This window comes from Pseudomonas sp. IAC-BECa141 (assembly GCF_020544405.1).
Taxonomy (GTDB): domain Bacteria; phylum Pseudomonadota; class Gammaproteobacteria; order Pseudomonadales; family Pseudomonadaceae; genus Aquipseudomonas.
The window spans coordinates 84,757-110,207 of sequence record NZ_CP065410.1 but is presented as its reverse complement, the minus strand read 5'-3'; the positions used below and the strand labels follow the sequence as shown (position 1 = coordinate 110,207).

The 25,451-nt window shown below is 60.4% G+C and carries 27 protein-coding genes; 16 read left to right on the top strand and 11 right to left on the bottom strand.

Annotated features, from left to right (window positions below):
* Positions 1-111 precede the first annotated feature (111 nt).
* Positions 112-924 (bottom strand): tryptophan synthase subunit alpha, encoded by an 813-nt coding sequence (gene trpA, locus I5961_RS00535; RefSeq protein WP_085702207.1) that lies wholly within the window; start codon positions 922-924, stop codon positions 112-114.
* Positions 924-2,156 carry a tryptophan synthase subunit beta gene (gene trpB / locus I5961_RS00530; RefSeq protein WP_085696495.1) on the bottom strand — a complete coding sequence of 411 codons (1,233 nt, stop codon included), beginning with the start codon at positions 2,154-2,156 and terminating at the stop codon, positions 924-926. Before trpB ends, trpA begins: the two co-directional genes overlap by 1 nt.
* A gap of 112 nt (positions 2,157-2,268) precedes the next feature.
* On the opposite strand from trpB, the gene I5961_RS00525 reads away from it, so the two are divergent.
* Positions 2,269-3,186, top strand: coding sequence for a LysR family transcriptional regulator (locus tag I5961_RS00525; RefSeq protein ID WP_085696497.1), 918 nt, complete (start codon positions 2,269-2,271; stop codon positions 3,184-3,186).
* Here the strand turns inward: I5961_RS00525 and I5961_RS00520 are convergent.
* On the bottom strand, positions 3,159-3,485 hold the full coding sequence (locus I5961_RS00520; RefSeq protein WP_007953918.1) for a DUF883 family protein: 327 nt from the start codon (positions 3,483-3,485) through the stop codon (positions 3,159-3,161). The genes I5961_RS00525 and I5961_RS00520 overlap by 28 nt on opposite strands.
* A gap of 156 nt (positions 3,486-3,641) precedes the next feature.
* Between I5961_RS00520 and I5961_RS00515 the strand changes: the two genes are divergently transcribed.
* Positions 3,642-3,857, top strand: coding sequence for a dodecin (locus tag I5961_RS00515; RefSeq protein ID WP_007953919.1), 216 nt, complete (start codon positions 3,642-3,644; stop codon positions 3,855-3,857).
* 128 nt (positions 3,858-3,985) lie between these two features.
* Entirely contained in the window at positions 3,986-4,210 is a 225-nt protein-coding gene (locus tag I5961_RS00510) for a DUF1161 domain-containing protein (protein ID WP_085690446.1), read from the top strand.
* 62 nt (positions 4,211-4,272) lie between these two features.
* Here the strand turns inward: I5961_RS00510 and I5961_RS00505 are convergent, their stop codons facing one another.
* Positions 4,273-5,274 (bottom strand): LLM class flavin-dependent oxidoreductase, encoded by a 1,002-nt coding sequence (locus I5961_RS00505; RefSeq protein ID WP_065260633.1) that lies wholly within the window; start codon positions 5,272-5,274, stop codon positions 4,273-4,275.
* 243 nt (positions 5,275-5,517) lie between these two features.
* Between I5961_RS00505 and I5961_RS00500 the strand changes: the two genes are divergently transcribed.
* Entirely contained in the window at positions 5,518-5,949 is a 432-nt protein-coding gene (locus tag I5961_RS00500) for an OsmC family protein (RefSeq protein WP_085690445.1), read from the top strand.
* A 103-nt stretch (positions 5,950-6,052) separates the two neighbouring features.
* On the top strand, positions 6,053-6,292 hold the full coding sequence (locus tag I5961_RS00495) for a DUF1161 domain-containing protein (RefSeq protein ID WP_085696501.1): 240 nt from the start codon (positions 6,053-6,055) through the stop codon (positions 6,290-6,292).
* Between the two features lie 6 nt (positions 6,293-6,298).
* Here I5961_RS00495 and I5961_RS00490 read toward each other — a convergent pair whose 3' ends face one another.
* Together I5961_RS00490 and I5961_RS00485 are read right to left on the bottom strand one after the other, a co-directional pair.
* Complete coding sequence (locus I5961_RS00490) at positions 6,299-6,718, bottom strand: hypothetical protein (protein WP_085696503.1); 420 nt, start codon at positions 6,716-6,718, stop codon at positions 6,299-6,301.
* A gap of 40 nt (positions 6,719-6,758) precedes the next feature.
* Positions 6,759-7,181: a hypothetical protein gene (locus tag I5961_RS00485; protein ID WP_085696508.1), complete on the bottom strand. Its 423-nt coding sequence runs from the start codon at positions 7,179-7,181 to the stop codon at positions 6,759-6,761.
* 57 nt (positions 7,182-7,238) lie between these two features.
* Here I5961_RS00485 and I5961_RS00480 point away from each other — a divergent pair, with 57 nt between their 5' ends.
* Complete coding sequence (locus tag I5961_RS00480; RefSeq protein WP_227234046.1) at positions 7,239-8,315, top strand: aminopeptidase; 1,077 nt, start codon at positions 7,239-7,241, stop codon at positions 8,313-8,315.
* Positions 8,316-8,427: 112 nt separating this feature from the next.
* Here I5961_RS00480 and I5961_RS00475 read toward each other — a convergent pair whose 3' ends face one another.
* The gene (locus tag I5961_RS00475; protein WP_085696512.1) at positions 8,428-9,081 is read right to left on the bottom strand and encodes an HAD family hydrolase; all 654 of its coding nucleotides are present in this window, start codon (positions 9,079-9,081) and stop codon (positions 8,428-8,430) included.
* 28 nt (positions 9,082-9,109) lie between these two features.
* Positions 9,110-9,655, bottom strand: coding sequence for a gamma carbonic anhydrase family protein (locus I5961_RS00470; protein ID WP_085696514.1), 546 nt, complete (start codon positions 9,653-9,655; stop codon positions 9,110-9,112).
* 62 nt (positions 9,656-9,717) lie between these two features.
* Here I5961_RS00470 and prlC point away from each other — a divergent pair, with 62 nt between their 5' ends.
* The 3 genes from prlC to I5961_RS00455 all read left to right on the top strand — a co-directional run bounded on the left by prlC (position 9,718) and on the right by I5961_RS00455 (position 14,238).
* Entirely contained in the window at positions 9,718-11,796 is a 2,079-nt protein-coding gene (prlC, locus tag I5961_RS00465) for an oligopeptidase A (protein ID WP_227234044.1), read from the top strand.
* Entirely contained in the window at positions 11,793-12,083 is a 291-nt protein-coding gene (locus I5961_RS00460; RefSeq protein ID WP_007953955.1) for a YheV family putative zinc ribbon protein, read from the top strand. The genes prlC and I5961_RS00460 overlap by 4 nt, the downstream gene beginning before the upstream one ends.
* A 112-nt stretch (positions 12,084-12,195) precedes the next feature.
* A complete protein-coding gene (locus I5961_RS00455; RefSeq protein ID WP_227234043.1) occupies positions 12,196-14,238 on the top strand; it encodes a M3 family metallopeptidase in 2,043 nt (680 codons plus the stop codon).
* Here the strand turns inward: I5961_RS00455 and I5961_RS00450 are convergent.
* On the bottom strand, positions 14,225-14,869 hold the full coding sequence (locus tag I5961_RS00450) for a dual specificity protein phosphatase family protein (RefSeq protein ID WP_227234041.1): 645 nt from the start codon (positions 14,867-14,869) through the stop codon (positions 14,225-14,227). The two genes, I5961_RS00455 and I5961_RS00450, sit on opposite strands and share 14 nt — an antisense overlap.
* Positions 14,870-15,165: 296 nt before the next feature.
* Between I5961_RS00450 and I5961_RS00445 the strand changes: the two genes are divergently transcribed.
* Genes I5961_RS00445 through I5961_RS00435 form a run of 3 tightly spaced genes read left to right on the top strand, consistent with a single transcriptional unit; the run spans position 15,166 to position 19,007 of the window.
* Positions 15,166-15,906 (top strand): gluconate 2-dehydrogenase subunit 3 family protein, encoded by a 741-nt coding sequence (locus I5961_RS00445; protein WP_227234040.1) that lies wholly within the window; start codon positions 15,166-15,168, stop codon positions 15,904-15,906.
* Between the two features lie 2 nt (positions 15,907-15,908).
* Positions 15,909-17,693 carry a GMC family oxidoreductase gene (locus I5961_RS00440; RefSeq protein WP_085696522.1) on the top strand — a complete coding sequence of 595 codons (1,785 nt, stop codon included), beginning with the start codon at positions 15,909-15,911 and terminating at the stop codon, positions 17,691-17,693.
* A 12-nt stretch (positions 17,694-17,705) separates the two neighbouring features.
* A complete protein-coding gene (locus tag I5961_RS00435) occupies positions 17,706-19,007 on the top strand; it encodes a c-type cytochrome (RefSeq protein WP_227234038.1) in 1,302 nt (433 codons plus the stop codon).
* A 52-nt stretch (positions 19,008-19,059) separates the two neighbouring features.
* On the opposite strand, the gene I5961_RS00430 is transcribed toward I5961_RS00435, so the two are convergent.
* Entirely contained in the window at positions 19,060-19,362 is a 303-nt protein-coding gene (locus I5961_RS00430; RefSeq protein ID WP_085696526.1) for a hypothetical protein, read from the bottom strand.
* Between the two features lie 234 nt (positions 19,363-19,596).
* Here I5961_RS00430 and I5961_RS00425 point away from each other — a divergent pair, with 234 nt between their 5' ends.
* The 3 genes from I5961_RS00425 (at position 19,597) to I5961_RS00415 (ending at position 23,243) form a co-directional block, all read left to right on the top strand.
* Positions 19,597-20,655, top strand: coding sequence for a PA0069 family radical SAM protein (locus tag I5961_RS00425; protein WP_085702216.1), 1,059 nt, complete (start codon positions 19,597-19,599; stop codon positions 20,653-20,655).
* Between the two features lie 239 nt (positions 20,656-20,894).
* Positions 20,895-21,626, top strand: a complete 732-nt coding sequence (locus I5961_RS00420; RefSeq protein ID WP_085696528.1) for a carbonic anhydrase — start codon at positions 20,895-20,897, stop codon at positions 21,624-21,626.
* 90 nt (positions 21,627-21,716) lie between these two features.
* Positions 21,717-23,243, top strand: coding sequence for a SulP family inorganic anion transporter (locus I5961_RS00415; RefSeq protein ID WP_085702217.1), 1,527 nt, complete (start codon positions 21,717-21,719; stop codon positions 23,241-23,243).
* A 51-nt stretch (positions 23,244-23,294) separates the two neighbouring features.
* On the opposite strand, the gene I5961_RS00410 is transcribed toward I5961_RS00415, so the two are convergent.
* Positions 23,295-23,927: a hypothetical protein gene (locus I5961_RS00410; RefSeq protein WP_007953981.1), complete on the bottom strand. Its 633-nt coding sequence runs from the start codon at positions 23,925-23,927 to the stop codon at positions 23,295-23,297.
* A 369-nt stretch (positions 23,928-24,296) separates the two neighbouring features.
* Here I5961_RS00410 and coxB point away from each other — a divergent pair, with 369 nt between their 5' ends.
* The gene (gene coxB / locus I5961_RS00405; protein ID WP_227234036.1) at positions 24,297-25,424 is read left to right on the top strand and encodes a cytochrome c oxidase subunit II; all 1,128 of its coding nucleotides are present in this window, start codon (positions 24,297-24,299) and stop codon (positions 25,422-25,424) included.
* Positions 25,425-25,451 lie beyond the last annotated feature (27 nt).

Genomic DNA, 25,451 nt, shown 5'->3' with positions numbered 1-25,451 from the left:
TCACTGCACTGACAGCAAAAAGGGATTCAGAACGTGGTTCTGAATCCCTCGGTCTTGCTTGGTTAGTCTGTGCGTGGAGGCTCTAATTCCTCTGTATCAGGAACTTTACCTTCAGCTGACGCGAGCCTTACGCACGCCTTCGGACAGCGCCGAGCAAAGGCTCAACACGCCGTCGATGGCCTGGTCCGGCGTGGTCGCGTTGGCGATGTGATCGATCAGCGCCGAGCCCACCACCACACCATCGGCCAGACGCGCGATGGACGCGGCCTGCTCCGGCGTGCGAATACCAAAACCGATGCTGATCGGCAGATCGGTATGACGACGCAGACGCGCCACCGCTTCCTCGACGTGTTCCAGCGTCGCCGCGCCGGCACCGGTCACACCGGCGACCGACACGTAGTAAACGAAGCCGGAGCTGCCGTTCAACACTTTCGGCAGACGCGCATCATCGGTGGTCGGGGTGGTCAGGCGGATGAAGTCGATGCCCGCAGCCTGGGCCGGATCGCACAGCTCAGAGTTGTGCTCCGGCGGCATGTCGACCACGATCAAGCCATCAACGCCGGCCTCTTTGGCTTCGGCGATGAAGCGCTCGACGCCGAACTTGTGGATCGGGTTGAAGTACCCCATCAGCACCAGCGGCGTGTCGCTGTTGTCCTTGCGGAATTCGCGGACCATTTGCAGGGTTTTGATCAGGTTCTGCTTGGCGCCCAAGGCCCGGATGTTCGCCAGCTGAATCGCCGGACCATCGGCCATCGGGTCGGTGAAGGGCATGCCCAGTTCGATCACGTCGGCACCGGCTTTCGGCAAGCCTTTGAGGATGGCCAGCGAAGTGTCGTAGTCCGGGTCGCCAGCAGTGACGAAGGTCACCAGCGCGGCGCGGTTCTGTTGCTTGAGTTCGGCAAAACGGGTTTGCAGGCGGCTCATCAGTGTTTCTCCTGCTTGGAAGTTTCCATGTGGTGCATGACGGTCTGCATGTCTTTGTCGCCACGGCCGGACAGGTTGACCACCATCAGGTGATCCTTCGGCAGTTTCGGTGCGCGTTTGAATACTTCGGCCAGGGCGTGAGCGCTTTCCAGTGCCGGAATGATCCCTTCCAGACGGCAGCACTGGTGGAATGCGGCGAGGGCTTCGTCGTCGGTCACCGAGGTGTACTGGACGCGACCGATGTCATGCAACCACGCGTGTTCAGGGCCGATGCCCGGATAGTCGAGGCCGGCGGAAATCGAGTGTGCGTCGATGATCTGACCATCGTCGTCCTGCAGCAGGAAAGTACGGTTGCCGTGCAACACGCCCGGTACACCGCCGTTGAGACTGGCCGCGTGCTTACCGGTTTCGATGCCGTAACCGGCGGCTTCGACGCCGATAATTTCCACACTCTTGTCATCGAGGAACGGGTGGAACAGGCCCATGGCATTGGAACCGCCGCCGATGCACGCCACCAGGCTGTCCGGCAGACGACCTTCCTGGGCTTGCAGCTGGTCGCGGGTTTCCTTGCCGATCACGGCCTGGAAGTCGCGGACCATGGCTGGATAAGGATGCGGACCGGCCACGGTGCCGATCAGATAGAAGGTGCTGTCGACGTTGGTCACCCAGTCACGCAGCGCTTCGTTCATTGCGTCTTTCAGCGTACCGGTGCCGGCGACCACCGGGATCACCTCGGCGCCCAGCAGCTTCATGCGGAACACGTTGGCCTGCTGACGCTCGATGTCGGTGGTGCCCATGTAGATCACGCAGTCCAGACCGAAACGCGCAGCCACGGTGGCGGTTGCCACGCCGTGCATGCCGGCGCCGGTCTCGGCGATGATGCGTTTCTTGCCCATGCGCCGCGCCAGCAGGATCTGGCCGATGCAGTTGTTGATCTTGTGCGCGCCGGTGTGGTTCAGCTCTTCGCGCTTGAGGTAGATCTTGGCGCCGCCGCAGAATTCGGTCAGGCGCTCGGCGAAGTACAGCGGGCTCGGACGTCCGACATAGTCGCGCTGGAAGTAGGCCAATTCTTCTTTGAACGCCGGATCGTCCTTGGCCGCTTCGTATTCGCGAGCCAGGTCGAGGATCAACGGCATCAGGGTTTCGGCAACGTAACGGCCGCCGAACGAGCCAAACAGGCCGTTGGCGTCAGGGCCGTTACGCAGATCGGAGGTGTTCGAAGTCTGGGTCATGGTTCGCTCCAGCGGATTTCACGAGAAGACAATGGCGTTCACTCTACCCCTGACCTTCCAGGCTGAAAACCGATAAGATCGCCACAACCTGTCAGGAAAACTCACAGATATCATGAGCCATGACCTTCCCCCGCTTAACGCCTTGCGTGCCTTCGAGGCCACCGCCCGTCTGAATAGCGTCAGCCAGGCTGCGGAACAGCTGCATGTGACCCACGGTGCGGTCAGCCGCCAGCTCAAGGTGCTGGAGGAGCATCTCGGCGTCAGTCTTTTCGTCAAGGACGGTCGTGGCCTGAAACTCACAGATGCCGGCATCCGACTGCGCGATGCCAGCGGCGAGGCGTTCGACCGTTTGCGCAGCGTTTGCGCGGAACTGACCCAAAGCACCGCCGATGCGCCGTTCGTGCTCGGTTGCTCCGGGAGTCTGCTGGCGCGCTGGTTCATTCCGCGACTGGGACGCTTGAATGCCGATCTGCCGGATTTGCGTCTGCACCTGTCGGCCGGAGAAGGCGATCTCGATCCACGACGCCCGGGGCTGGATGCATTGCTGCTGTTCGCCGAACCGCCATGGCCGGCGGACATGCAGGTGTACGAGCTGGCGAGCGAGCGCATCGGCCCGGTCATGAGCCCGCTGTTCAGCGGCTACCCGCGCCTGCAATCGGCACCGCCCATTGCCCTGCTCGACGAAGCCGTGCTGCACACGACTTCACGCCCGCAAGCCTGGCCGAGCTGGGCTCAGCAAAGCGGCCTCGACGCCAAGGCGTTGAAGCTGGGGCAAGGTTTCGAGCATTTGTATTACTTGCTGGAAGCGGCCGTCGCCGGGTTGGGCGTGGCAATCGCGCCGGAACCGTTGGTGACCGAAGACTTGAAGGCCGGTCGCCTGGTCGCGCCGTGGGGTTTCATTGAAACCCCGGCGCAACTGGCGTTGTGGCTACCCAAGCGCGCCGCAGACGGGCGCGCCCGGCAATTGGCGCAGTGGCTCAGGAACGAGCTGCGCCAGGCGGATCACTCGCCGCGCTTGAACAGCAAGTAAGCGGCCAGCAGACCCAGCGCACCGACCGCCACACCGGCAGTCGTCCACGGATGTTCCTGCGCGTAATCGCGGGTGGCGATCCCGGTCTCACGGGTTTTGACTTTGACTTCTTCGTAGGCATCGCTGAGCAGGCTGCGCGAGTGTTTCAACGCGCTTTCGGCGTTGCCCTTGAGCGCCTTGAGGGTCTTGCGCGACTCGTCCGAAGCGTCGTCCTTCAGGCTTTCCAACGACTTGAGCAGACTCTCGATCTCCGCTTCCATGCTTTGCAACGAGGCTTTGCGTAACGAGGTGTTGGCCATGGTGGCTCTCCTGCATTGGTGATGAGTGGCGTGTGTTGTTTGGGACTTCACGGCTTCCGGAAAGTGCAGAAAATCTGAACTTCCCTTCGCCCAGGACGCCGAAATCAACACGGCAAATCGCTGCTAGGCTCAATTGCACACTTCAAGGAGAACACCATGAGTGACCATCACACCTACAAGAAAGTCGAGCTGGTCGGCTCGTCCACCAGCAGCATCGAAGACGCCATCAACAATGCGTTGGCCGAGGCCAACAAGAGCATCAAGCATCTGGAATGGTTCGAAGTGACCGAAACCCGCGGCCACATCAAGGACGGCAAGGCTGCCCACTTTCAAGTGACCCTGAAAGTCGGGTTCCGGATTGCCAGCAGCTGAGTTTGGTCTACGCTTCTGAACTTGCGCGCTGGCCGAGTGCCATAGGAATGGCAATGCGCTACGAGGTGAGTGCATCGAGCGAACGGCTTGATGCCCGCCTTAATTAATCCGACCAGGGAGTGCGACCGATGAAGAAGTTGATATTGGCAGTAGGTTTGTTGAGCCTTGCGGGTGGTGCGTTTGCTGCCGGCAAGCCCTGTGAAGAACTGAAGGCTGAAATCGCGGCCAAGCTGGATGCCAAGGGCGTTTCCGGGTATTCGCTGGAGGTTGTCGACAAGGGTGCGGCCAGTGGCGGCAAAGTCGTCGGCACCTGCGAAGGCGGCACCAAAGAGATCGTTTACACCCGCGGCTGATCACCCCGGAAAAACAAAAGCCGACGCAATGCGTCGGCTTTTTTGTGCACGGATACAGGATTTCAGCCCTTCATCACCTGCGCCAGCAACTCGTAGGAATGCAGGCGATCGGCGTGTTCGTACAGGTCGCAGGTGAAGATCAGTTCATCAGCCTGAGTCTGTTCGATCAGCACTTCGAGTTTCGCGCGGATTTTCTGCGGACTGCCGACCATCGCCAGACCGAGGAAATCACCCACCGCCTCACGCTCATGAGGCAACCACAGTCCGTCCATGGTTTTCACCGGCGGACGTTGCACCAGACTTTGCCCACGCATCAGCGCGAGGATTCGCTGGTACACCGACGTTGCCAGGTAATCGGCCTGTTCATCAGTGTCGGCCGCCACCAGCGGCACGCCGAGCATCACGTACGGTTTATCGAGCACCGCTGACGGCTTGAAGTGATTGCGGTAGACGCGGATCGCCTCGTGCATGAAGCGCGGTGCGAAATGCGAGGCGAAGGCGTAGGGCAAACCGCGCTCACCGGCCAGTTGCGCGCTGAACAGGCTGGAACCGAGCAGCCAGATCGGCACATTGGTGCCGGTGCCTGGCATCGCGATCACGCGCTGATCCGGAGTGCGCGGGCCGAGGAAGCGCACCAGCTCAGCCACGTCTTCCGGGAAATCATCGGCACTGCCGGAGCGCTCACGGCGCAGGGCGCGGGCGGTCATCTGATCGGAACCCGGCGCACGGCCCAGGCCGAGGTCGATCCGCCCCGGATACAGGCTTTCAAGGGTGCCGAACTGCTCGGCGATCACCAGCGGCGCGTGGTTGGGCAGCATCACGCCACCGGAGCCGACACGGATGGTCGACGTGCCACCGGCCAGATACCCCAGCAACACCGAGGTGGCAGAACTGGCGATGCCATCCATGTTGTGGTGCTCGGCGACCCAGAACCGCGTGTAGCCAAATTTTTCGACATGCTGCGCCAGATCCAGCGAGTTGCGCAGCGACTGGGCCGGGCTGCCGTTCTCGCGCACCGGCACCAGATCGAGGGTGGAAAACTTTACGTCGGACAGTTGCTTCATAAACCTGCATCTCCGATTGAGGGTGCAGGTTTGTTCTTGGCGAACGCAAACCTGCCCAATTCATAAGCGTGTTCTGTGCAATGAGGGCATATACCCGAGTTTCAATAGCCGATCAGAAATTTCCTACTAAAAAAGTCAACGATTCAGTTGGGCTGAACTTTGTTCCGGCGTCTATCCTCAGAAGCCTTGCAGGCAAAAACCACGACGGCGCGGCATTTCGCGCCCGATTTGAAGGAGGCACACATGGCTATCGTGAAGAAGGCATCCGCACATTGGGAAGGTGACCTGAAAACCGGCATCGGCTCGATTTCCACCGAAACCGGCGTACTGCGGGAAGCGCCCTACGGCTTCAAGGCGCGCTTCGAGGGCGGCAAGGGCACCAATCCGGAAGAACTGATCGGCGCCGCTCATGCAGGTTGTTTCTCCATGGCGTTCTCGATGATTCTCGGTGACGCCGGGCTCAAGGCCGACAGCATCGACACCCAGGCGGAGGTCACACTGGATCAGGTGGATGGCGGCTTTGCGATCACCGCAGTGAAACTGATCCTCAAGGCAAAAATCCCGGGAGCAACCCAGGCGCAGTTCGAAGAATTGAGCAACAAGGCCAAAGAAGGTTGCCCGGTGTCCAAGGTGCTGAATGCGAAGATCACTCTCGACGCGTCGCTGGTTGGCTGACGGGATCGAGCCGGATCAGAACCCGCCAGGCAAAAATGTGGTCGTATAAATGACAGCAGCTTTCGCGCATCTTCGTGCGCGCTGCTTCGATGGAGCTTCAACCATGAAACGTTTTGCCTTGGCGGTTATCTGTGGCGTGTTGGCAACCTCGGCCTTCGCAGCGCCCAAAGACTGCGAAGAACTCAAGCAAGAGATCGAAATCAAGATTCAGGCGAATGCCGTGCCCTCCTACACCCTGGAGATAGTCTCCAGGGAGGAGGCTGAAAAACACGACGTCGCCATGATCGTCGGCACCTGCGACAACGGCACCAAAGCCATCATCTATCAGAAGAATGACCGCTGATGCGCCTCAGATGATGCAGTTGACCTCACGGTCCTCGGCGACGATTTCCCGCTTGTCGTTGTACAGGCGGGCACTCGGGGTAAACGCCAACGAACGGCCTTCCAGCCTGTAACGCTGTCCCGCCTCGAAATGATCGTAGCGGATGGTCAGATAGCACAGCCGCTCAACGGGGCCGGTCATCAGGCTGCCGCCTCCGCCGAACACTTCAAAGTCGAAGCGCACCCGCAACTCGTGGCTGCCGGGGGTGACCTGGAAGAAACGCCCGTCAGTCAGCCGCTGGTTGTCGAGGCGCTCGGCCATCAGCAGTTTCCCGCCGGGGGACGGCGTCGAGAATTCGACCCAGGCCATATTGGGATCGACGGGGGGCAACGGTGTCTGGCAACCAGTGAGCAAGCCTGCGGCCAGCAACAGCATCAACGTGCGCATGATGGATGTCCGTGAGTTCGGACATCCAGCATAACGCCGATCAGGTTCGCTGGCAGCCCGCCGGCGTGCCCTGTCCCACCACGTTGCGTTGTTGATCGTAGAGCTTGGCCCATGGACGGAAACCGATGCTTCCCGCCTGCAACTGATAACGCTGGCCGGCATTGAAATCCTTGAATTTCACGTTCAACTGACAATCGCGCCACAGCGGTTCGGCATCCGGGCCGATGTTGGTCGCTTCGACCGGGAATTGATAACGCACCCTCAACTCATGGCTGCCGGGCAGTACTTCGAAGTAACGGTGATCGACGGCCGCCTTGTTGTCGACTTCCAGCGCCTGCAGCGCCGTGTCCTGTTGCCGGGCATCCAGATCGATCCAGGCTTGCGAGGGGTCAGGGGTCGGCATTCCGAATCCGGCACAACCGGCAAGCGTCAGCACGCTTCCTGTCAGTATCAACATGCGCATAGCGAAGCTCCAATGGGCGGGATAGTCTTGGGCAGACTTTCCGGGGGATTTTTTATTTTGATCAGGCCGCTTCCAAGCCATGGGTTACTTGATCGCGTTTTGCGGATTTTGTTTCCGGGTGTGATGATTTTGTTGCTCAACGGTTGCTCAAGCCTGAGCTATTACAGCCAGCTGGCCAGCGGTCAGCTGCAGCTTTTGCGGGCGCGGGAGCCGGTGGCCAAGGTGATCGCCGACCCGGCTCGCGACGCCAGACTGCGCACTCACCTGGCCCAGTCACAAAAAGCCCGCGCCTTCGCCAGCGAACACCTGCACCTGCCGGACAACCAAAGCTATCGCCTCTACGCCGACATCGGTCGGCCGTTTGTCGTGTGGAATGTGTTCGCCACCCCGGAATTTTCCCTGAGCCCGCAGAACCATTGCTTCCCGATTGCCGGCTGCGTGGCCTATCGCGGCTATTACAGCCAGAGCGCAGCGCGGGGCGAAGCCGCGATTCAGCGCCTGCAAGGCATGGATGTGTCGATCGGCGGCGTCGAGGCCTACTCGACTTTGGGCTGGTTCAACGACCCGATCCTCAATTCGATGATGGGCTGGGGCGACGAGCGTCTGGCGACGCTGATCTTCCACGAACTGGCCCACCAGCGTTTCTATGTGAAGGACGACACTGAGTTCAACGAGTCCTTCGCGACCTTCGTCGAGCAGGAAGGTACGCGGCAGTGGCGAGCGTTTCGGGGCTTGCCCCCGGAAAACGACTCGAAGCTGAAACAACGGGATCAGTTCATTCAGTTGATCCTCGATACCCGCTCACGACTTGAACAGCTCTATGCACAACCGCTGGCGACGACGCAGATGCGCGAGCGCAAGGCGGCGGAGTTCGAACGGTTTCGACACGACTACCGAGCGATGCGCGATGGCCAGTGGGCTGGAGACAAACGCTATGACGCCTGGGTCAATGCGCCATTGAACAACGCACGGCTGTTGCCGTTCGGGCTGTATGACCAGTGGGTGCCGGCGTTTGCGGCGTTGTTCAGGCAGGTCGAAGGGAATTGGGTCAGGTTTTACGCAGAGGTCGAGAAGTTGGGTGGCTTGCCAGTCGTTGAGCGTAAGTCGGCTTTGAAAGTGCTGGCAGACTCATAAATCTACAGCGGCATTTTTGGCTCCATCGCGAGCAAGCTCGCTCCCACAAGGACAGTGTTTCAGCAGTGGTACTCGGTTTCCTGTGGGAGCGGGCTTGCCCGCGAAGGCGATATCACTGGCGCTGCAAAAACGCCTGATGCAGCTCCGCCAGCGTCTCGAAGTGATAAGCCGGCGCTTCGGCACTCAGCTCCTCATGGCTGCCAAAACCGTAACCCACGGCCGCCGCATCCAACCCGTTACTGCGAGCACCGATCAGGTCGTGCTTGCGGTCACCGATCATCAATGTATTGGCCGGATCCAGCCCTTCCTCGGCGATCAGGTGGGCAATCAACTCGACCTTGTTGGTGCGGGTGCCGTCGAGTTCGCTGCCGTAGATCACTTTGAAGTGTTTGGCGAAATCGAAGTGCCGGGCGATTTCCCGGGCGAACACCCACGGCTTCGACGTCGCGATATACAGCTGCCGGCCCTGGCCGCTCAGGGTTTCCAGCAACGGCGTGACGCCTTCGAACACCCGGTTCTCGTACAGGCCGGTGACCTTGAAGCGCTCGCGATAGAAATTCACCGCCTCCCACGCCTTGGCTTCGTCGAAACCATAAAACTGCATGAACGCCTGCAACAGCGGCGGGCCGATGAAGTGTTCCAGTTTGCTCAGGTCCGGCTCATCGATGCCGAGGTTGCTCAAGGCGAACTGGATGGAGCGGGTGATGCCTTCACGCGGGTCGGTGAGAGTGCCATCGAGGTCGAACAGTACGGTCTGGTAATGCATGAAAAATCCCGGGCAATAGAGAGAAAAGTCAGAGCTGGTCGTAGCCTTCGGCCAGATGCAGATCCTTGAGCTTCACGTAGTTCGCCGCGCTGTAGGTAAAAAAGGCGTTTTCCTTGTCGGTCAGCGGGCGAACCTGTTTCACCGGGCTGCCCACGTACAGAAAACCGCTTTCCAGACGCTTGCCCGGTGGCACCAGGCTGCCGGCGCCGATGATCACGTCGTCCTCGACCACCGCGCCGTCCATGACAATGCTGCCCATGCCGATCAACACGCGGCTGCCGACGGTGCAACCGTGGAGCATGACCTTGTGGGCGATGGTCACGTCATCGCCGATCAGCAGCGGGAAGCCATCCGGGTTGAACGGGCCGGCGTGGGTGATGTGCAACACGCAGCCATCCTGCACGCTGGTGCGTGCACCGATGCGGATGCGGTGCATGTCGCCGCGGATCACGGTCAGCGGCCACACGGAGCTGTCTTCGCCGATTTCGACGTCGCCGATCACCACCGCCGAGCCGTCGACAAAAGCGCCTGTGCTCAAGCGTGGGGTGTGATTCTGGTACTTGCGAAGGGACACGATTGGTTCTCTCTCTGTCGCCGATAGCTGCGGTGGATGTCGATTGTAATTAAGATGGGCGCATGTTTCTTCCAGCCAAGGTGCCAACCGTGAGCGTGAACAACCCTCTTCTGCAGTCCTACGACCTGCCGCCGTTCTCCGCGATCCGTGCCGAACACGTGCAGCCGGCCATCGAAACCATCCTGGCCGACAACCGCGCCGCCATCGCCGAAATCCTCAAGACCCAAGGCCGGAACCCGACCTGGGCCGGGCTGGTGTTGGCGATGGACGAACTCAATGATCGCCTGGGCGCTGCCTGGAGCCCGGTCAGCCACCTCAATGCCGTGTGCAACAGCGCCGAACTGCGTGAAGCCTACGAGGCTTGCCTGCCGGCATTGAGCGCCTATTCCACCGAGATGGGCCAGAACCGCGAGCTGTTCCAGGCCTATGAAGCCCTGGCCAACAGTCCGGAAGCCGCCGGTTTTGACGTGGCGCAGAAAACTATCCTGGAACACGCCCTGCGCGACTTCCGCCTGTCGGGTATCGATCTGCCGGAAGCCGAACAGAAGCGTTACGCCGAAGTGCAGAGCAGGCTGTCCGAGCTGGGCAGCCGCTTTTCCAACCAGTTGCTCGACGCCACTCAGGCCTGGACCAAGCACCTGACCGACGAAGCCGCCCTCGCTGGCCTGACCGACTCGGCCAAGGCGCAAATGGCTGCCGCCGCACAGGCCAAAGGTCTCGATGGCTGGCTGATCACCCTGGAATTCCCGAGCTACTACGCGGTGATGACCTACGCCCAGGACCGCGCGCTGCGTGAAGAAGTCTACGCCGCCTACTGCACCCGTGCGTCGGATCAAGGTCCGAATGCCGGCCAGAACGACAACGGCCCGGTGATGGACGAAATCCTCGACCTGCGTCAGGAGCTGGCCAAACTGCTCGGTTTCTCCAGTTTCTCCGAGCTGAGCCTGGCCACCAAAATGGCCGAATCCAGCGATCAGGTGCTGAGCTTCCTGCGCGACCTGGCCAAGCGCAGCAAACCGTTTGCCGCCCAGGATCTGCAACAGCTCAAGGCTTACGCCGCCGAGCAGGGCTGTGCCGATCTGCAAAGCTGGGACAGCGGTTTCTACGGCGAAAAACTCCGTGAACAACGCTACAGCGTCGCCCAGGAAACCTTGCGCGCCTACTTCCCGATCGACAAGGTATTGGGCGGACTGTTCGCCATCGTCCAGCGTCTGTACGGCATCGAAATCGCCGAACTGAAAGGCTTCGACACCTGGCATCCGGACGTGCGCCTGTTCGAAATCAAGGAAAACGGTCAGCACGTCGGCCGCTTCTTCTTCGACCTCTACGCCCGCGCCAACAAGCGCGGCGGTGCCTGGATGGACGGCGCCCGCGACCGTCGCCGCACCATTGACGGCGTGCTGCAAAGCCCGGTGGCCAACCTGGTGTGCAACTTCACCCCGGCCGACAGCGGCAAGCCTGCGCTGTTGACCCACGATGAAGTCACCACCCTGTTCCACGAATTCGGCCATGGCCTGCATCACCTGCTGACCCGCGTCGAACATGCCGGTGTATCCGGCATCAACGGTGTGGCGTGGGACGCGGTCGAGCTGCCGAGCCAGTTCATGGAAAACTGGTGCTGGGAGCCGGAAGGTCTGGCGCTGATTTCCGGCCACTACGAAACCGGCGAGCCGCTGCCACAGGATCTGCTGGAAAAAATGCTCGCGGCCAAGAACTTCCAGTCCGGCCTGATGATGGTGCGTCAGCTGGAGTTCTCGCTGTTCGACTTCGAACTGCACGCCACCCACGGTGACGGTCGCAGCGTCGCGCAGGTTCTGGAAAGCGTGCGCAACGAAGTCTCGGTGATGCGCCCTCCGGCCTATAACCGCTTCCCGAACAGCTTCGCGCACATCTTCGCCGGCGGTTATGCGGCGGGTTACTACAGCTACAAATGGGCGGAAGTGCTGTCGGCGGATGCCTTCTCCAGGTTCGAAGAGGACGGCGTACTCAACGCCGACACCGGCCGCGCCTTCCGCGAAGCGATTCTGGCCCGCGGTGGTTCGCAGGAGCCGATGGTGCTGTTCGTCGACTTCCGTGGCCGTGAGCCGTCGATTGACGCACTCTTGCGCCACAGCGGCCTGAGTGAGGACGCGGCAGCATGAGTGAGGCGCCCGTGAAGACCAAAAAACGCTTTATCGCCGGGGCGGTCTGCCCGGCGTGCAGCGAGCCGGACAAACTGATGATGTGGAGCGAGGACGATGTCCCGCACCGCGAATGCGTGGCGTGCGGCTACAGCGATACGCTCAATGCCCAAGGGTTGTCGGTTCCGAAGGAACTGGGTACGCGGGTCAACACCAGCGCACTCAAGCCTGCCCCGGACAAGACGGTTCAGGCGGTGCAGTTCTTCCCGAACCCGAAACTGAAGAAAAAGCCCGACGAGCAACACTGATCCAGAACCACCTTCTGCCGAATACCGGTGGAAGGTGGTATTGGCTTAACACCTGTCCCCCGCACTTGCTTCGTAGGCTGGCCTTTTGCGCCACGCCTCGAAGGAAGCTGCCATGCCCGACACCAATCCCCTCCTGCAACACTGGATCCTGCCACCCTGGCCAGCGATTCGCGCCGAGCACCTGCTGCCGGCCGTCAACCGAATCATTGCCGACAATCGACAAATCATCGCCCAGGTTATCGCCAGTCAGGCCGAACACCCCGGCTGGGACGATCTGGTAGTGAGTATCGATGAGGCCGATGCCCGCCTCGATGAAGTCCGCTCGATTCTCGAAACGTTGTCGATAGTCAGGTCCGACGATGCGGTCTGGCTTGTAGAAAGCGCCAAGGCACATCTGGCGATCAATCAGTACCATGCTGAAAATGCCCTCAATCGCCCGTTGTACGAGACCTATCAGCGTCTGGCGCAAAGTTCGATCGCCGGGAGTTTCGATGAATCGCGCACTATCGCTCTGGCGGGGATCGTGCGCCGATTCAAGCAGTCGGGCATTGAGCTTGCGGCTCAACAGCAACAGGAACTGGCGCGGTTGAACCTCGAGATCGGCGGGTTGGAGTTCGCGTTTCTGGAAAACCTCGAACGCTGGGCCGAGGCGTGGAGCAAACGTATCGACGATATTGCGCTGCTCGCGGGCCTCTCGCAGGCGATGAAGGATCGTCTGGCTCTCACCGCACGCCAGGCCGGCCATGACGGCTGGCTGATCCGACTGGACCAGAACACCTGCCAGCACATCCTCAAGTACGCCGAGAACCGCGCGTTGCGACAGGAATGCTACGTTGCCTACATGACCCGTGTCTCTGATCGGGGCCCGCTGGCCGGGCGCTTCGATAACGGCCCGGTGCTCGCGGGGCTGCTCGCCTTGCGCCAGCAGAAAGCCCGTTTGCTCGGCCATGAAAACGCCGCGCAATTGAGCCTGGCATATAACAGCGCCGGGACCACGGCGTGGGTCAGTGATTTTCTCCAGCGTCAGGCGATGCATCTGGTACCGACTCTCGCGCAGGATGCAGAACAACTGGCAGCCTTTGCGCAGCAACGCGGGATCGACCGGGTCCAGCCGTGGGATGAAGATTTCCTCGCCGAACAATGGCGCCAGCAGCAGTTTCCCGGCGCACTGGAAAACCTGCGTGATTACTTTCCGCTCGAGGGCACCCTGCGCAGGCTTTTTCTGTTCTGCGAGCGGATGTTCGGGATCCGCATCGTCGAACAGTCCGGCGGCGGGCGCTGGCATGCCAATGTGCGTCTGCTGGAAGTCAGCGAGCATGAGCAAGTGGTCGGCTACATCTACCTCGATCCGTTTCATCGCGAAAACGCAGTGGACTTCCCCGGCACCTCCACATTGCGCAATCGTCGGATCAACGCCGAAGGCCGCCCGGCGCTACCTATTGCCCTGCTCTACAGCAATTTCACACCGGCCACTGCCTCCCATCCATGCCGGCTCGAAATCGACGATCTGCAGGTGCTGTTTCATGAGTTTGGCCACTGCCTCCAGCACGTGCTGACGCGCTCGCCCCATCACAGCCTGTCCGGCATCCTGCAACTGGGCCATGAAGCGGCGGAGTTTTCCGGGAAACTGTTCGAGCAATGGTGTCTATCGCGGGAGTTTGTGCTGTGGCTCGGCGCGCACTTTCAGACCGGCGAGCGCTTGAGCGCCGCGCGGGTCGACGCGGCACTGTCAGCCAGTCAGGCCCATTCCAGCCGGCAACAGGCCTTGTTGCTGATGGGGGCGATGATCGATTTCGAGCTACACCTGACCCACGGCGACGGCCGCTCGACCGAGGAGGTGTGCACTGAAGCGCAACGCCGCCTCGGCCATCTGCAACTGCCGGACGATCACCGGTTCGCCAATGGATTCGATTACATGGTGACCCAGTACGACGCTTCGGTTTACGCCTACATCTGGTCGGACGTACTGGCCAAGGAAGCGTTCAAGCGTTTCAGCCGCGACTGGGTGTTCAACGCGCAAACCGGTCGAGAGTTTCGTACAACGTTCTTTTCGCCGGGTGCGGGGCACCCGTTACTGGACGCGGTGGAAGCGTTCATCGGCCGGCCAGTTACCGGCCTCGTTGACGGAGAAGCCGGGCGAGTTACTTCAGATTGACCGTCTGAAACCAGCTCTTCATCGAGCACGTGGCAAACGCGCTGGTGCTGCAATCACCATTGGCCAGCGCAGTGCGCAATTTGTCGACATCGGCCTGCATCACGTAGCGCACGCCGTCCTTGAAATGGCCGCTTTCGCCGAAACCGCCCTGGGTCATTTCGTTCAGGGCGTCTTCCTTGCTCCAGCCCTGCACGACGATCCGGTACATCGCCGCCATCAGGCCGGTGCGATCGGAGCCGTGCTTGCAGTGCATCAACACCGGGCCGTCGGCTTCGGCGGACTGGATTGCACGCAGAGTCTTGAGCACATCACTGTCGTCCACGTGATTGGTGCGATAGGGCAATTGCACCTGATGGATACCGGGAGCCTTGAGCCAGTTGGAATCCGCTTCCGGCAGGAAGTTGATGACCGTGGCCACCTTCAGCCTGTTCAGCAACGGTACCGCGCCGTCGTCGGGAAGCGCACTGCGGTACAGCGTGGGCGACATCTGGAACAGGTTGTATTGCACTTCTACCGGCTGCGCCCATTCGACGGGACGAGAAGCCGGGGTTTGCGCAGCCTGAGCAGGAATCCAGCTGAACAGCGCAAGGAGCGACAAACAAAATGCGGAGGAAAAACGCGTCAGGAACATGCTTTGCGGCGACCGTGTGGGTTTCGTCAGAGAGGGCCTCAGCTTGCGAGCCACGCAGTCAAATCCCTGTGAGGCGCTTGTAAAAGAATCGTGAAGACACCGGGTTCCCTGGTCGAAATGCGCTCTTTTTGGCTTGATCGGTTCATCTCGTTGCTTAGCCTGCTACCATTTGTCACATGATGTTGCAGACGCGTCCCCTCTTTCCCTGTCATTCCGGCCACGTCGCAGCCAGAAAATTCTTGAGTCGTTCGCAGAAACGGCTGACAACCATCAATGCCTGATGAGGTGCATCCCCCATGTCTGATGAAGATCGAGACAACCCGCGGCGTGACTTTTTGCGCAAATCCCTGACCCTGATTCCGGTCGTCACCCTCGCCGGCAGCGGTCTGGGCAGCACGGTGCTGCAAGCCGCGCCTGAAAGCGCGCCTGCCCCGGCAAAAGCGGCCGCCGTTGAAGCCAGCCCTTATCAGCCGAGCTACTTCACTACAGAAGAGTGGGCGTTCATCAATGCCGCTGTCGCGCAATTGATCCCCAACGATGCGCAGGGTCCGGGTGCACTCGAAGCCGGCGTGCCGGAATACATCGACCGTCAGATGAACACGCCGTACGCCGCCGGTGCCCTTTGGTACATGCAGGGCCCGTTCAATGCCGACGCTGCGCCAGAGATGGGCTGGCAGAGCAAACTGGTGCCGAAAGAGATCTATCGCCTCGGCATCGCCGCCACGGATCAGTGGGCAAAATCCATCAACGGTAAAACATTTGCCGAGCAAGACAGCGCTACCCGAGACGATCTGCTCAAGCAGCTTGAAGCTGGAACACCGCAATTCGACGCTGTTCCGGCGAAGATTTTCTTCAGTCTTTTGCTGCAAAACACCAAGGAAGGGTTCTTCTGCGACCCGATCCACGGCGGCAATAAAGGCATGGTCGGCTGGACCATGATCGGCTTCCCCGGCGCCCGCGCCGATTTCATGGATTGGGTGGAACGCAACGAGCAGTACCCCTTCCCGGCAGTTTCGATTCGCGGCGAGAGGGCGTGAGCATGGCAACGGTAATGAAGAAGGTCGACGCAGTGATCGTCGGTTTCGGCTGGACAGGCGCGATCATGGCCAAGGAGCTGACCGAGGCAGGCCTCAACGTGCTGGCGCTGGAGCGCGGGCCGATGCAGGACACCTACCCGGACGGCAACTATCCCCAGGTGATCGACGAACTCACCTACAGCGTGCGCAAAAAACTCTTTCAGGACATCTCCAAGGAAACCGTCACCATCCGCCACAGCGTCAACGACATCGCCCTGCCGAACCGCCAGTTGGGCGCGTTCCTGCCGGGCAATGGCGTGGGCGGCGCCGGGCTGCACTGGTCGGGCGTGCACTTTCGCGTCGACCCGATCGAGCTGCGCATGCGCAGCCACTACGAAGAGCGCTACGGCAAAAGCTTCATCCCCAAGGACATGACCATCCAGGACTTCGGTGTCAGCTATGAAGAGCTGGAGCCGTTCTTCGACTTCGCCGAAAAAGTCTTCGGCACCTCCGGCCAGGCCTGGACCGTCAAAGGCCAGTTGGTCGGTCAAGGCAAGGGCGGCAACCCGTACGCCCCGGATCGTTCGAACCCGTTTCCACTGGAAGCGCAAAAGAACACGGTTTCCGCACAGCTGTTCGGCAAAGCTGCTACGGAGGTGGGTTACAAACCCTACAACCTGCCTTCCGCCAATACGTCGGGTCCGTACACCAATCCTTACGGCGCACAAATGGGTCCGTGTAACTTCTGCGGTTTCTGCAGCGGTTACGTCTGCTACATGTACTCCAAAGCGTCGCCGAACGTGAATATTCTGCCGGCGCTGAAGCCGCTGCCGAACTTCGAACTGCGGCCCAACGCCCACGTTCTGCGGGTCAACCTCGACAGCACGAAAACCAAAGCCACCGGCGTCACCTACATCGACGGCCAGGGCCGCGAGATCGAGCAACCGGCCGATCTGGTAATCCTCGGCGCGTTCCAGTTGCACAACGTGCGCCTGATGCTGCTCTCCGGCATCGGCAAACCGTACGACCCGGTCAGCGGTGAAGGCGTGGTCGGGCGCAACTTCGCTTACCAGAACATGGCCACCATCAAGGCGTTCTTCGACAAGGACACCCACACCAACAATTTCATCGGTGCCGGCGGCAACGGTGTGGCGGTGGATGACTTCAACGCCGACAACTTCGATCACGGACCACACGGTTTCGTCGGTGGCTCGCCGATGTGGGTCAACCAGGCCGGCAGCCGACCGATCGCCGGCACCTCCAACCCGCCGGGCACGCCGGCCTGGGGCAGCGCGTGGAAACGCGCGACCGCCGATTACTACACCCACCAGGTGTCGATGGACGCCCACGGTGCGCATCAATCCTACCGTGGCAACTACCTCGATCTGGATCCGGTGTACCGCGATGCCTACGGCATGCCGCTGCTGCGGATGACGTTCGACTGGCAGGAAAACGACATCAAGATGAACCGCTTCATGGTCGAGAAAATGGGCAAGATCGCCGAGGCCATGGGCCCGAAGGCCATCGCCGTGATCGGCAAGAAGGTCGGCGACCACTTCAACACTGCGTCGTACCAGACCACCCACCTCAACGGTGGCGCGATCATGGGCACCGATCCGAAGACCAGCGCGCTCAATCGCTATCTGCAGAGCTGGGATGTGCACAACGTGTTCGTTCCGGGCGCCTCGGCGTTCCCGCAAGGCCTGGGTTACAACCCGACCGGCCTGGTCGCCGCGCTGACCTACTGGTCGGCGAAAGCGATTCGCGAGCAATACCTGAAAAACCCCGGCCCGCTGGTTCAGGCTTAAGGAGCGATGACCATGAAAACTCTCGTTATCGCGACCCTGGCCCTGCTCGGCAGCACGGCCGTTCATGGCGCAGAAGTTGATCAATCCCTGATCAAACAAGGCGAATACCTGGCCCGCGCCGGCGACTGTGTGGCCTGCCACACGGCCAAGGACGGCAAGCCGTTCGCCGGTGGCCTGCCGATGGAAACCCCGATCGGCACAATCTACTCGACCAACATCACCCCGGACAAAACCGGCATCGGTGACTACAGCTTCGAGGACTTCGACCAGGCCGTGCGGCATGGCGTGGCCAAAAACGGCAGTACCTTGTACCCGGCGATGCCGTACCCGTCCTACGCCCGCGTCAGCGAAACCGATATGCAGGCGCTCTACGCCTACTTCATGCACGGCGTTGCCCCAGTGGCACAGGAAAACAAAGCCAGCGATATTCCGTGGCCACTGAGCATGCGCTGGCCGCTGACGGGCTGGCGCTGGCTGTTCGCGCCGAAAGTCGAGGATTACAAAGCCGCGTCGGACGATGCCGTGGTCAGCCGTGGGGCGTATCTGGTGGAAGGCCTCGGACATTGCGGCGCCTGCCATACGCCACGAGCTCTGACCATGCAGGAAAAATCCCTGAGCGCGGCCGAAGGCAACAGTTTTCTGTCAGGCAGTGCGCCGCTGGAAGGCTGGATCGCCAAGAGCCTGCGCGGCGACCACAAGGACGGTCTCGGCAGCTGGAGCGAAGAGCAACTGGTGCAGTTCCTCAAGACCGGTCGCAGCGACCGCAGCGCGGTGTTCGGCGGCATGAGCGACGTGGTCACCCACAGCATGCAGTACATGAGCGACGCCGACCTGACCGCGATTGCCCGTTACCTGAAATCGCTGCCAGCCAATGACCCTGCCGACCAGCCGCACCAGTACGACGAGAAAGCTGCCAAGGCCTTGTGGAACGGGGATGACAGCCAACGTGGCGCGTCGGTGTACATCGATAACTGCGCGGCATGCCACCGTACTGACGGCCACGGCTACACCCGGGTGTTCCCGGCGCTGGCGGGCAACCCGGTGCTGCAATCGGATGACCCGACGTCGCTGATCCACATCGTGCTCAAGGGCGGTACCCTGCCTGCAACGCACACGGCGCCGTCCACCTTCACCATGCCTGGCTTCGCCTGGCGCCTGTCGGATCAGGAAGTGGCGGATGTGGTGAGCTTTATTCGTGGAAGTTGGGGTAACAAGGCATCGGCCGTTACAGCCAAAGATGTTGCAAAGTTACGCACGGACGACATGACCACCACATCAACCGACGATCTTGGACAAGTCACCAGTCATAAATAAAAAAACAACCCCTGCATGAATAAACATGCAGGGGTTATATATTCAACCGCTGTTACGGATTGGTAATGCTGACATAGGCTTTAGCCAGGGCAATCAGTTTGGCTCGATCCTGCTCACCCACTTCTCCATCCCGATCCACATCGTGATTCAAACGGCCAAGACTGAAGGTACGCCCGCCGTCGCTGGACGTAGCGGTAACAAAGATCGGGTCCACCAGCATTTCAGTCTGCTGGCGAGCCTCGGCATCCCAGCCCAGTTCCTTGCGCGCCAGTTGCATGGAAACCAGTGTATTGGGCTCCGAAGGACCGGGTTGCATCATTTGCAGAAAAATTCCACGAGAATTAAAAAACGACATTATCAAATCCCTTTGTCTTTCATTTGATCAAGTGTTGTAAAGCGAAGTGGATGCTAGGGATATCAACAACAAACCACCAGCCAACTTGTGTTTCTTTAATTTGCACTCGAATAAAGTTCGTTATTTAAATAGGTAAGTAACTAACCCTGTCAATTATCAATCGACGCCGAACGGTAGTGGATCATCCGGCCTTCGACGGATACTGTATGCATATACAGATCAAGGAAACCCGTCATGACCACCCCCTTGCCCCCGCGCGGTCGCGGCACCGCCACCAACCCGCACAACCGCTTTGCGCCGAGTCGTTCGGTGGCCGAGGATGACGGCTGGTATCAGGAAGTACCCGTGACCCAGGGCACCGAAGTCAGTTTTGAAACCGCGAAGACCATCATCACCCGCAACACCTCGCCGGACCTGCCCTTCGACCGTTCGATCAATCCCTATCGCGGCTGCGAGCATGGCTGTATTTATTGCTACGCACGGCCCAGCCACGCCTATTGGGACATGTCGCCGGGGCTGGATTTCGAAACGAAGCTGATCGCCAAGACCAACGCCGCCCAGGTGCTGGAAGAACAGCTGGGGAAAAAAGGCTACCAATGCGCGCCGATCAACCTTGGTTCCAACACCGATCCCTATCAGCCGATCGAACGTGAACACCGGATCACCCGCCAGACCCTCGAAGTACTGCTGCGCTACCGGCATCCGGTGACCATCGTCACCAAGGGTTCGCTGATCCTGCGCGATCTCGACCTGCTCACCGAACTGGCGCAACAGCGGTTGGTGGCAGTGATGATCAGCCTCACGACCCTGGATGATGAACTCAAACGCATCCTCGAACCCCGCGCCGCCGCGCCCAAGGCCCGGCTGCGGGCGATCCGGGTCATGCGCGAGGCAGGGATTGCGGTGGGTGTGCTGTGTTCACCGATGATTCCGATGATCAACGACAGCGAAATCGAAAGCCTGCTGACCGAAGCCCATGCCGCCGGCGCCCAGAGCGCCGCCTACATGATGTTGCGGCTGCCGCTGGAAGTGGCGCCGCTGTTCGAGGAGTGGCTTGAGGCTCACTACCCGCAGCGCGCTGCCCATGTACTGAGCCTGATCCGCCAGAGCCGTGGCGGCGAGCTGTACGACAGCCGTTTCGGCGCCAGGATGCGCGGTGAAGGGCCGTTTGCCGACCTGCTCGCCCAGCGTTTCGCCAAAGCATTGAAACGCCTTGGGCTCAATCATCGCGAAGGCTTCAACCTCGATTGCACGGCCTTCTGTCCGCCGGGGCGCCAGATGGCGCTGATTTAGAAATTATTGGCCCTCTGATTGAGAGGAAGGAATGCCAGGCCCGGTTTACGTCAGTCACGTTTTTTGTGACCTGGAACACACGTTCTAGAGCGCTTCATTCAGTTTGAGTTAAGTTTCGGCGGTTACCTTGTTCATCGAGTGACTGATGGGTCGGGATGGCCCGGATGTTCTGAACAGCCACTGGCTTCACACCGGAATACACGGGAACGACTCCCCGAATCCGCCAATGAGGATGAATCATGAGTGACAAGGATAATCAGCCGTTGGCTGCGTCGGCGCCAGCCGCCTCCGTGGCGGAATCCGCCGATGCAGCGTTGAAGCATATCGTTGACGGCTTTTTGCATTTTCATCATGAGGTCTTCCCGCAGCAGGAAGAACTCTTCAAGAAACTCGCCACGGCCCAGTCGCCAAGGGCGATGTTCATCACCTGCGCCGACTCGCGCATCGTGCCCGAACTGATTACCCAGAGTTCGCCCGGCGATCTGTTCGTGACCCGTAACGTCGGCAACGTCGTGCCACCCTACGGCCAGATGAACGGCGGCGTTTCCACCGCCATCGAATACGCGGTACTGGCCCTTGGCGTGCAGCACATCATCATTTGCGGCCATTCCGATTGCGGCGCCATGCGCGCAGTGCTCAATCCGGGCAGCCTGGAAAAAATGCCGACGGTCAAAGCCTGGCTGCGCCACGCCGAAGTGGCGAAAACCATGGTGCATGACAACTGCAACTGCACCGACGAAAAAGAAAGCATGCCGATCCTCACCGAGGAGAACGTCATCGCCCAACTGCAGCACTTGCGTACCCATCCTTCGGTAGCCTCGCGAATGGCGAACGGTCATCTGTTCATCCATGGCTGGGTCTACAACATCGAAACCAGCGAAATAAAGGCTTACGACGCGGATCAGGGTTGCTTCCTGCCGCTCGACGGCAGCCATCCGATCCCGGTGGCGACGCCCAAAGCGCGCTTCTGAATCCTCCTAAAAATCTGTGTGGTTTGACGCCGGCCGCTGTTTCAGCGGCCCGGCATCGCCACGCCTGAAGAAAACTTCGGGAGTATCGCCATGCGTGCGGCTCAATTGAAAGCTGTGTTGCCACGGGAGCTGCTCGCTTCAGTGGTTGTGTTTCTGGTCGCCCTGCCGCTGTGCATGGGCATTGCCATTGCGTCAGGGCTGCCGCCGGCCAAAGGCCTGATCACCGGGATCATCGGCGGTCTGGTGGTGGGCTGGCTGGCGGGTTCGCCGTTGCAGGTCAGCGGGCCGGCGGCGGGTCTGGCGGTACTGGTGTTCGAGCTGGTGCGCCAGCACGGCATCGAAATGCTCGGGCCAATCCTGCTGCTCGCCGGTTTCCTGCAACTGGTAGCGGGACGCCTGAAACTCGGTTGCTGGTTCCGGGTCACGGCGCCAGCGGTGGTATACGGCATGCTTGCCGGGATTGGCGTACTGATCGTGCTCTCGCAGGTGCATGTGATGCTCGACGCTTCGCCCAAACCCTCCGGCCTCGACAACCTCACGGCCTTCCCCGGCGCGGTGGCGCAGGCCTTGCCGTCCGTTGGCTGGCAGGCCGGGTTGCTCGGGCTGTCGACCATCGCCGTGATGTGGCTGTGGGAGAAATTCCGCCCACATTCGCTGCGCTTCATTCCGGGTGCATTGCTCGGTGTCGGCCTGGCGACAGGTGCCAGTCTGCTGCTGGCGTTGCAGGTCAAACGTGTTGAAGTACCGGCGAATCTGGCCGAAGCCATCGACTGGCTGAAACCGGCGGATCTGCTCAGTCTGGCTGACCCGACGCTGCTGATCGCCGCGTTCGCCGTGGCCTTCATTGCCAGCGCCGAAACCCTGCTGTCCGCCGCCGCAGTGGATCGCATGCACAGCGGCCCGCGTTCGGATTTCGACCGTGAACTGTCGGCACAAGGCGTCGGCAATATGCTCTGTGGTCTGGTCGGCGCACTGCCGATGACCGGGGTGATCGTACGCAGTTCGGCCAACGTCCAGGCCGGTGCCACCACGCGTTACTCGACGATTTTTCATGGCCTGTGGCTGCTGGCCTTTGTGCTGTTGCTGTCGAGCCTGTTGCAGAGCATTCCGGTGGCGAGTCTGGCGGGCGTCCTGGTCTACACCGGCTTCAAACTGGTGGATCTCAAAGCGTTCCGCGGTCTGGGCCGCTATGGCCGGATGCCGATGTTTACCTACGCCGCCACGGCGCTGGCGATCATCTTCACTGACCTGTTGACCGGCGTGCTGATCGGTTTCGGCCTGACCCTGGTGAAACTGGCGTTCAAGGCCTCGCGCCTGAAAATCAGCCTGATCGATCTGCCGCAGGAAGGGGAAATGGAGTTGCGTCTGGTGGGCGCGGCAACGTTCCTCAAAGTGCCGGCACTGACTCAGGTGCTGGGCAGCATTCCGCCGGGCACGACGGTGCATGTGCCGCTCAATAATCTGAGCTACATCGACCATTCGTGTCTGGAACTGCTCGAAGAGTGGGGCCGGGCGAATGCGGCCAAGGGGGCGAAACTGTTGATCGAGTCGCGCGGGTTGAAACGCAGGCTTGAGGGACGGATCCGCACCACCACCGGGATCGGTGCGGCGGGCTGAAAACATTTGGGGGAACAGAGCAATCTGTTCCCCCAATCGTTTGCGCAGAGATCAAGCCGCAGGCTGATCCAGCTCCAGGCCCACGCCCAGACGGCGGCTCATGCACGGCCAGCGTTTCCACGCCGCGCCGGTGTCCGGGCTGCTGAGTTTCTCGCGGTAGGCTTCCACCGACTCCAGCGCAAAGCTGTCGTCGTCGAGCATGCTGTCCACTGCGTGATGCACCACTTCGTCGAGTTGGTTGGCAAACTCCTCACCGATCAACTGGTGAGCAATCAGATTGGCGACCGTCATGTCCAATGGGATCAGTGGCTGGCCGAAATGCTTGATGTACAGGTCGTTGACCTCTTCGACAAAACGGTGTGCCAGATAGGCCTCGTCCAGCAGACTGTCCAGGCCCACGGGCGGCTGGATGAAGTACTGTTCGGCGATTTTCAGCACCGGTTTGATCTGCGACTCGATTCCCGCTTCCCTGGCGACTTCATTGGCTGCATCCAGCAGGTCTGGCACTTCGTCGATGTAGGCGGCGACAAAACGCGTCAGCACGCCGTTGGCGTCGGTTTCCGGCAACTGGATGGCCGGATGCAGGTGTTGCAGTTGGGCTTCCAGCTGACGGGTCAGCTTTCCGGTTTCAATCTCGTGTTGTCGGGCTATATGTATTTGCTCGCGCAATGCGGCGGTGTTCATGAAAACTCCAGGAAACAAGGCAATGAAATAGGGAAGACATAACTTAGCTGGCTTACGAAAAATGCTAAGACGCATTTGTCATAATTATTTCATCCTTGATGCACCGGCGTTATATCGGTTCGCCACCACTCGTCTGCATCCTTCTCCATCCGTGCCCTTGAACGCAAGTGCCAGCTGTTTCATTCGATTTACGTCCACACATTGCATTTTTCAGCGGCTGTCTATACTCGCCAATGAATGGAGTTAGCTGATGACGCCCGACTGCCCACGCAGCAAGGCCCGGCGATTCAAGTTCGTAGTCTGATGCAGCCGCTCCCTTGCCTCTGGTGAAAGCCGGCGGGATAACAAGAACGATAAGGGGAACCCGCAATGATGCGACATCCACACGTCTGGATGGGCCTCCTGTTGTGGTCGATTTTCAGCCCGGCGCAAGCTGCCTGGACTGTGAATATGGCGCCTGGAGCGACTGAAATCAGTCACGCAGTATTCGACCTGCACATGACCATTTTCTGGATCTGTGTGGTAATCGGGATCATCGTCTTCGGCGCCATGTTCTGGTCGATGATGGTGCACCGCCGTTCTACCGGGCAGGTCGCCGCAAAATTCCACGAAAGCACCACCGTCGAAATTCTCTGGACCGTCGTCCCGCTGCTGATCCTGGTGGCGATGGCCGTTCCGGCGACCGCGACCCTGATCAAGATGTACGACACCAGTGAGCCGGATATCGATATCCAGATCACCGGCTATCAGTGGAAGTGGCACTACAAATACCTGGGCCAGGACGTCGAGTTCTTCAGCAACCTGGCCACGCCCGCCGAACAGATCCACAACAAGGAAGCCAAGGGCGAGCATTACCTGCTCGAGGTCGACAAGCCGCTGGTGCTGCCGACTGGCGCCAAGGTGCGCTTCCTCGTGACCTCCGCTGACGTGATCCACTCCTGGTGGGTGCCGGCCTTCGCGGTCAAGCGCGATGCGATTCCCGGATTCGTCAACGAAGCCTGGACCCGCATCGACAAGCCCGGCATTTACCGAGGCCAGTGCGCCGAGCTGTGCGGCAAGGATCACGGCTTCATGCCGATCGTGGTCGACGTCAAAGAGAAGGCCGATTACGACAAATGGCTCGCCGAACGCAAGGCCGAAGCGATGCAGCTCAAGGAGCTGACCAGCAAGGAATGGACCCTCGACGAGCTCAAGGAACGTGGCGACAAGATCTACCACACCACCTGCGTCGCCTGTCACCAGGCTGAAGGCCAGGGCCTGCCGCCGATGTTCCCTGCGCTCAAGGGCTCGAAAATCGCCACCGGTCCGAAAGAGGCGCACCTGAGCATTGTCTTCCACGGCAAGCCCGGCACCGCCATGGCGGCGTTCGGCAAGCAACTCTCGGAAGTCGATATCGCAGCGGTCGTGACCTACGAACGTAACGCCTGGGGCAACAACAAGGGCGACATGGTCACGCCAAAAGAAGTGCTGGAGCTGAAACAGGCGGAAAGCAAATGAGCCGGTCTATTGCGTACTTCGTGAACC